Below are 7,004 nucleotides of genomic sequence, written 5' to 3' on the forward strand. Positions count from 1 at the left end.
CCGTTAGTCTGATCGCCGTGCGATTGGCTACCTGGAATGTGAACTCCGTCCGCTCTCGTCAGGATCGGATCGTGGATTGGCTGCAGCGATCCGATGTCGACGTGCTGGCGATGCAGGAAACCAAGTGCAAGGACGCGCAGTTTCCGTACGAGCGGTTCACCGAGATCGGGTACGAGGTCGCCCATGTCGGCCTCAGCCAGTGGAACGGTGTCGCCTTGCTGTCGCGGGTCGGGTTGGACGACGTGCAGATCGGCTTCGAGGATCAGCCCGGGTTCAGCAAGGACCCGGAGGTCGAGGCGGTGCGCGAGGCGCGGGCCATCGGAGCCACGTGCGGCGGGGTTCGCGTGTGGAGCCTGTACGTACCCAACGGGCGCGAGCTGGCGGATCCGCATTACACGTACAAGCTCGAGTGGCTCGCCAAGCTGCGGGCCGACGCTCAGGCCTGGGTGTCGGCGGACCCGGACGCGCAGATCGCGCTCGTCGGGGACTGGAACATCGCGCCTACCGACGACGATGTCTGGGATCCGGCGTTGTTCGAGGGCAAGACCCACACGTCGCAGCCGGAGCGGGATGCGTTCGAGTCGTTCGCGGAGGTCGGATTCACCGAGGTGACTCGGCAGTTCACGCCCGAGCCGCGGACGTTCACCTACTGGGACTACACGCAGCTTCGCTTCCCGAAGAAGCAGGGACTTCGTATCGACATGGCTCTGGCTTCCCCGGCTCTTGCGTCCCGGGTGACGGGCGCCTCGATCGATCGTGAGGAGCGCAAGGGCAAGGGTGCCAGCGATCACGCACCCGTCGTCGTCGATATTTCCTGACGATCACGCCCCGCAGCGACGTGGACCGCCAGCGCTGCTGCGCCGGCGAGAACGAGCAGTCCGTGCGCAACACGCAACCACGGGGGCGCGAAGAACTGCGGAAGAAACAGGACGAAGCCCGACGCGAAGAGCGCGGACTGCCAGCCGGGCACGCGCCGCGCAAGTGCAACGGTACCGATGGCCACGAGGATCAGTCCGGCACCGAACATCACCGTTTGTGTGGGGCCGTATCGGATGGGTTCGGCGAGGTCGATCAGCCGAAGATCGCCGGTGCTCAGCGCGTCGGATCCCAGCACGTGGAGTGCGAACGTCTCGGCGCCGTAGTACGGCAGTGTCAGTCCGACGCCGACCCACGTCGTCACTTCGGCGACGGCGCCGACGTTCATCGTGCGTACTGCGAGAGCGAGCGTGATGAACCCGAGCATCGCGCTGACGTGCGCCGCTACCCACAGTCCGGACCCGAACGCGTCGGCGCCGGCCTGCCCTGAATCGGAGGAGTAGGGCCTCAGAACGGGATAGACGGCGAACAGAACGCCCGTGGCGACCAGAAGCCCGACAGTCGATCGCATGCGTGCCCTCCTTCAGGATGCGAGAGCGGTGCTCTCGTTCTGAAGTGAGTATTCACCAGGCACACGGAGAAAACAAGAGCACTGCTCTCAGTCCGGTGCGACGAGATCGAGGAATTCCGGGTTCCGGGCCAGATAGCGCTGGACGTAGGTGCATACCGGAAGAATGGACCAGCCCCGGTCGCGTGCGGTGTTGAGTGCACCCCTGACGAGTACACCCGCCCAGCCGCGGTCACCGAAATCTTCCGTGACGACCGTGTGCATGAACGCCACGGAGGCGTCACTGCCTGAACGGCGGTAACCGAGGATGCCAATGAGATCGCCCCCGACGAAGAGGTCGAATCGGTGATGCTCGGCGTTGTCCACTATGCGAACCGACGCTGCCAGCGTGCTCGACGTGTGATCCATCCCCCGAGTAGAGCGGAGGTCGGCCCGTCACGAGGGACAGTCGGCTACTTGGATAGCAATTCGACGTCGCGCCGAACCCGGACCGTTACCGGACGACTCAGAGCGGAACGACCACGTCGGAGTAATCCGGATTGGCGGCGAGGAACCGCTGTACGTACGTACACACCGGCTTCACCTTCCATCCATACGAGCGCGCACTGTCGAGGGATCGGCGGACGAGGATAGCCGCGAGGCCCTGATGGCCGAAGTCCTCGGTGACGACGGTGTGCATGAACGACACGACGTGCGTACGGGCTCCGCGCTTCTGCGTGTTCTCGACTTCGAAGTAGCCGACGATTCCCACCAGATCACCGTTGAGCCGCAACTCGAAACGATTCTGGTCGGTGTTGATGGAGACATCAGCACTGGGAGTACTGGCAAGCATGGGTCACCTCCTTTGCATTTCCGGGATGTGCAGTGAAGCAATTACATGTGACGTGCACCACTATTAAACATGCGATCAGATAGCTTGTCACCCGTTTGTAGCAACAAACCTTCGGTTCCGTAGGTATGCAACCTCCATGCAACACAGACCCTGGTATCGGTCATACAGAGTTTCCATCACCGTTGTGATGCAACAACATTCATGCACTACCGTGCATCTCCCGAAGGTGCGGTAAAACCGGGCGTCCTCCACACCGGCCGTGCCGGTACTGTCGCGATGTGAAGTTCCTACCGCTGCCCCCCAACGGCTCCACGCCGGTTCGCGCTCTGACCATTGCCGGGACCGATTCCGGCGGCGGTGCGGGCATCCAAGCGGACAGCCGCACCATGGCGATGTGCGGGGTGCACGCGTGCGTCGCCGTCGCCGCGGTGACCGTGCAGAACACCGTCGGCGTCAGTGGCTTCCACGAAATCCCGCCGGCCGTCGTCGCAGACCAGGTCCGCACCGTCGTCGGCGACATCGGAATCAGCGCCGCCAAGACCGGCATGCTGGCGTCGACAGCCATCATCGAAGCCGTCACCGATGTCTGCACCGAGGTCGGCATCGGTAAGAACGGCACGATCCCGCTCGTCGTCGATCCGGTGTGCGCGTCGATGCACGGTGATCCGCTTCTGCACGCGGAGGCGTTGGACGCCATCCGGAACGTTCTGATCCCCATCGCCACTGTCGTCACCCCCAATCTCGACGAGGTTCGCCTCATCACCGGCATCGACGTGATCGACGACGCCACCGCCCGCCGGGCGGCCGAAGCGCTGCATGCGTTGGGCGCGGGGTGGGCGATAGTGAAGGGCGGTCACCTACGCACGTCGACGACCAGCACGGACATCCTGTTCGACGGCGATACCTTCACCGAATTCTCCCGGCCGCGAATCGACACGGGCAACGATCACGGAGGTGGAGACACGTTGGCTGCCGCCATCGCCAGCGCGCTGGCCAACGGGTATTCGGTGCCGGACGCGGTCGCGTTCGGCAAGGACTGGGTCACCGAGTGCCTCGCGGCGTCGTACGACCTGGGCGCAGGCCACGGTCCCGTCTCTCCGCTGTGGAGGCTGCACGTCCAAAGCTCGTAGGGCGCGCTGGACCCCGGTCAGCGGTGGCGTACCAGCCGGAGAATCTTCAGGTCCTCGGGTACGCCGGTGAGTTTGGGGGCGAAGAATCCGCGACGGTAGGGCCGCGGAACCAATCCGAGTGCGTCGACCGTGTCGGGGTGTACTGCGTCGAACGCGTTCCGGGAGATCATCAGGTTGCCGTTACCGCCGGTTTGCATGACGCGGGCGGCGATGGTGACGTCGACGCCGAGCCAGTCGGATCCGATCTGTCGCGGATTTCCGGTGTGAATCCCGACCCTCATGGTCGGTGTGTATCCGTCGACGTCGACCTCCGACAGCGCCGTCCGTGCCGCGACCACTGCTTCGAGCGCCTGGTCGGGTCGGTAGAAGACCGCCATGATGCCGTCGCCCAGCCTCTTGACGACGTGTCCACCGCCCGCGGCGACGGCCGGCTCGACTGCCTGGGACACCTTCCTCAGCAGGGTCAGAGTCGCGGCGTCGCCTGCGACGAGGGACCACGACGAGAATCCCACCAGATCGGTGAAGACGATGGTCACGTCGCGTTCTCCCCGGCCTCGGCCGGTTCTCTCGAGCACTGCCTGCCACACCTGAAGTGCTCCGAGTCCGATTTCTCGGGTGGCACCAGGCTCGTCACCGCGGAACTTGTCGGCTACGCGGGCCACGGCGAGTGCCGACCCTTCGCCTGCCAGGGACAGCGGATCACCGAACGTGGGGTCGCCCGGCAGAACCCGTCGGAATCTCCGCACCACGTCGACGACCCCTGGGCTGCGGTTGACATCCTGCACCCAGCCGACCATCGACGACAGTTTCACGACACGAAGCGTAACCGAGGGTTACAGACACTTCGTAGCCCGAAGATCCCCGGTTCGTGGGTCACTGGCCCGAACGCGCCTGGGTGCGGGCGTCCCCGACCGGAACGCCGTTGGGTCCTTCGACCGACTGCGCGTACGTGCCGATTCCGAAACCGATCGCCGACGCGTTCTTCGCGAGTGCCTCGCGATCGACGTTCGCGAGTGTGTCCTCGGCGGTGTGGTAGTTCTCGTCGTAGGTCTCCCCGGCCGTGCCGCCCCACTTCTCTGCTTGTTCGGGGGTCTTCTCGTCGTCGGCGCCGCTGAACACTCCGCCTGCCGGGATGCCGGCGGCAATGAACGGGCCGTAGTCGGATCGGCCGTCGAAATCGGTTCCGTCGACGGCGATTCCTTCTCCGCCGAGGTAGTCGACGAACACACGCTCGATGGCGTCGGACCCTGCCGGTCCAGCCGGTTCGCCGACTTTGTCGGAGTCGTCTCCGTCGTACGCGAGGTATCCGGCGTTGTGCGAGCCGATCATGTCGAAGTTGAGGTACAACGCGATGTCGGCCTTGTCCTCGTCGCTCAGGCCCTCGACGTAGGCAGTCGATCCGACGAGTCCGTTCTCTTCCGCGCCCCAGAACGTGAACCGGACGGCGTTGGTCACGTCCGGCTCGCTGCCGAGTTGCAGCGCGGATTCCAACACCGCCGCGGTGCCGCTGCCGTTGTCGTTGATGCCCGGGCCTTCCTCGACGCTGTCCAGGTGGGCGCCCGCGACCACGACGTTCGAGGTGTCTCCCGTCGAGGTCTGCGCGATGATGTTGCGGCTCTTGGTCGTTGTGGTGACCGTGTCCAGCGTGAGCGTCAGTTCCGGCGCCGACGCGACGGCCGCGCCGTCCTCCTGCGAGACGCCGCCCGTCGGGATCTTGGCGTCGTCCTTGCTGCCGAGAGTGCCGTTGTCCACGGGCCCGGGGACGTTGTTGACCACGACGACCGCGACGGCGCCGAGGTCCGCCGCGACGGTTTGTTTGGCGACGAAGGGACACAGACCCCGGTTCACGACAACGATGGCACCGCTGACGTCGAGTCCTTCGTAATCGGTTGCCTCGCAACCGGGTGACTCGTCGGCGGGAGCTGCGACGACGCGTGCGGTGATGCCGTCCTCGGGGGTGGCTGGAGAGTATCCGAGGGCTTTGACCGAGATCTGCTCGTCTCCGGCCGACAGCAACTCGGTGTCCACCGTGAACTGGTCGAAGTCGAATTCCGGTGTCTCGACGTCGAATCCGGCTGCCTGCAGTTTTCCGCTCACGTAGTCGACGCTGGCGTCGTATCCGGAGGTGCCGGCGGCGCGGTTGCCGTTGTTCTCCGACGCGATCCGTTCGAGCTCCTCGAGGTGAGCGACCACGGCGTCGCCGGTGACGGCGTCCGCGAGCCCTGGGCCGTCGGGACTGGAGATCGGCGTCGGAACCGACACGGCCGGCTGCTCCTCGGCCCCGGAGTTGTCCGAGGACGTGGAGCAACCGGCCAGGACGAGCGCGCCGACTGCGAAACTTGCAAGCAAGGTCTTCCGTGGCATGGAAGCACCCTAGCTTCTCCGGCCGTCAGGCGTCTCGATGATCGGTGACGAACACTGCGGCGCCGAACACGATGGCGGTGAAGACCACGAAGTAGACCAGGCTCCCCCACGGTCCCCAGTGGAAGTCGACTCCGCCGTCGGATCCGAGGAAGTGAGAGGCATTGAGCCAGGGCAGGAACGGTTGCACCGCGCGACCGAAGGATCCGAACAGGCCGAAGAGGTTCTCGACCACCAGCGGCCACAGCAACAGCAGTGCGATGGCGCCTGCGGACTGGCGAAGAAGGGCACCGACTCCGACGGCGACGACGATCTGCAGGAAGGCGAGGATCGCGGTCCCGTAGATGACGCGCCACGTGCCGTCGATGTCGAAGCTCAGCAGTTCGCCTGCCTCGGCGCCTGCGAACACCTTGGCGATGTAGAACGCGCCGAGACCGAGGACGAAGCTCAGCACCAGCCCCAGAACACCGATCAGAAATGCCTTGGCGACGAGAACCGATGCGCGATTGGGCATCGCCTGGAACGTCGTACGGATGACGCCGAAGCGATACTCGCTGGTCACCGTCAAGGCGGCCAGGATCATCAACACCATGACTCCGAAACCTCCGACGCCGCTGCCGACCGCGTCGTAGACGGTGGGGAGGTACGGATCGTAGTCCGGTGTGTCACCCTGAGCCACTTGATCTTTGTAGGATTCGAGGCCGAGTTCGGAGGTGAATCCGACGATTCCCGCGAGGCCCAATCCGAGGACGATCACCGCGATCGTGCACCACCAGGGTGACTTCGTCGAGGTGATCTTGATACGTTCCGCAGCCAACACACCCATCAGAGAGCACCACCCATCGCCTTGTAATCCGACCCCTGACCGTCCACACCATCAGCACCCGCACCGTGATACTGAACATCCTCACCCGTCAGCTTCATGAACGCCTCCTCCAAAGACCCACGCTGCGAGGACAACTCATGCAACACGATCTGATGCCGAGCAGCGATATCACCGATCACCTCGGTCGTCGAATCCGTCACCACGATCGCCGGCTGCAACTGATCCACCCCCGCAGGCTCACGCACCGTCAACCCCGCCGACGTCAACGCACTCCGCAACGCATCCAACTGAGGACTACGCACCTTCACCGACGCCTCCGACGCATGATCGATGAAATCCTGCACCGACGTATCCGACACCAACCGACCCCGACCGATCACCACCAGATGCTCCGCCGTCTGCGCCATCTCCGACAACAGATGACTCGACACCAACACCGTCCGACCCTCCGCCGCCAAACGCTGCATGAAC

8 protein-coding genes and 1 pseudogene are annotated in these 7,004 nt (G+C 64.6%); 2 read left to right on the forward strand and 7 right to left on the reverse strand.

Annotated features, from left to right (window positions below; genetic code table 11):
- Window positions 1–17 precede the first annotated feature (17 nt).
- On the forward strand, window positions 18–818 hold the full coding sequence (locus tag H292_RS0120540; RefSeq protein ID WP_026348066.1) for an exodeoxyribonuclease III: 801 nt from the start codon (window positions 18–20) through the stop codon (window positions 816–818).
- Here H292_RS0120540 and H292_RS0120545 read toward each other — a convergent pair.
- From H292_RS0120545 to H292_RS0120555, 3 genes are all read right to left on the reverse strand, one after another.
- A complete protein-coding gene (locus tag H292_RS0120545) occupies window positions 788–1,387 on the reverse strand; it encodes a hypothetical protein (protein ID WP_020112591.1) in 600 nt (199 codons plus the stop codon). The two genes, H292_RS0120540 and H292_RS0120545, sit on opposite strands and share 31 nt — an antisense overlap.
- 87 nt (window positions 1,388–1,474) lie before the next feature.
- Window positions 1,475–1,792 (reverse strand): GNAT family N-acetyltransferase, encoded by a 318-nt coding sequence (locus H292_RS0120550; RefSeq protein ID WP_020112592.1) that lies wholly within the window; start codon window positions 1,790–1,792, stop codon window positions 1,475–1,477.
- A 97-nt stretch (window positions 1,793–1,889) separates the two neighbouring features.
- On the reverse strand, window positions 1,890–2,216 hold the full coding sequence (locus H292_RS0120555; RefSeq protein WP_019666650.1) for a GNAT family N-acetyltransferase: 327 nt from the start codon (window positions 2,214–2,216) through the stop codon (window positions 1,890–1,892).
- A 278-nt stretch (window positions 2,217–2,494) separates the two neighbouring features.
- On the opposite strand from H292_RS0120555, the gene thiD reads away from it, so the two are divergent.
- On the forward strand, window positions 2,495–3,346 hold the full coding sequence (gene thiD, locus H292_RS0120560; protein WP_019666651.1) for a bifunctional hydroxymethylpyrimidine kinase/phosphomethylpyrimidine kinase: 852 nt from the start codon (window positions 2,495–2,497) through the stop codon (window positions 3,344–3,346).
- A 17-nt stretch (window positions 3,347–3,363) separates the two neighbouring features.
- Here thiD and H292_RS0120565 read toward each other — a convergent pair whose 3' ends face one another.
- The 4 genes and pseudogenes from H292_RS0120565 to H292_RS27275 form a co-directional block, all read right to left on the reverse strand.
- Complete coding sequence (locus H292_RS0120565) at window positions 3,364–4,143, reverse strand: adenylate/guanylate cyclase domain-containing protein (protein WP_230595877.1); 780 nt, start codon at window positions 4,141–4,143, stop codon at window positions 3,364–3,366.
- Window positions 4,144–4,219: 76 nt separating this feature from the next.
- The gene (locus H292_RS0120570; RefSeq protein ID WP_020112593.1) at window positions 4,220–5,710 is read right to left on the reverse strand and encodes a M28 family peptidase; all 1,491 of its coding nucleotides are present in this window, start codon (window positions 5,708–5,710) and stop codon (window positions 4,220–4,222) included.
- A gap of 25 nt (window positions 5,711–5,735) precedes the next feature.
- Window positions 5,736–6,533 carry an ABC transporter permease gene (locus H292_RS0120575; protein WP_020112594.1) on the reverse strand — a complete coding sequence of 266 codons (798 nt, stop codon included), beginning with the start codon at window positions 6,531–6,533 and terminating at the stop codon, window positions 5,736–5,738.
- Window positions 6,533–7,004: pseudogene (locus H292_RS27275) on the reverse strand (ABC transporter ATP-binding protein); the annotation flags it as partial. The pseudogene H292_RS27275 and the gene H292_RS0120575, both read right to left, overlap by 1 nt.

This window comes from Rhodococcus sp. 114MFTsu3.1, assembly GCF_000383555.1.
Lineage (GTDB): Bacteria > Actinomycetota > Actinomycetes > Mycobacteriales > Mycobacteriaceae > Rhodococcoides > Rhodococcoides fascians_E.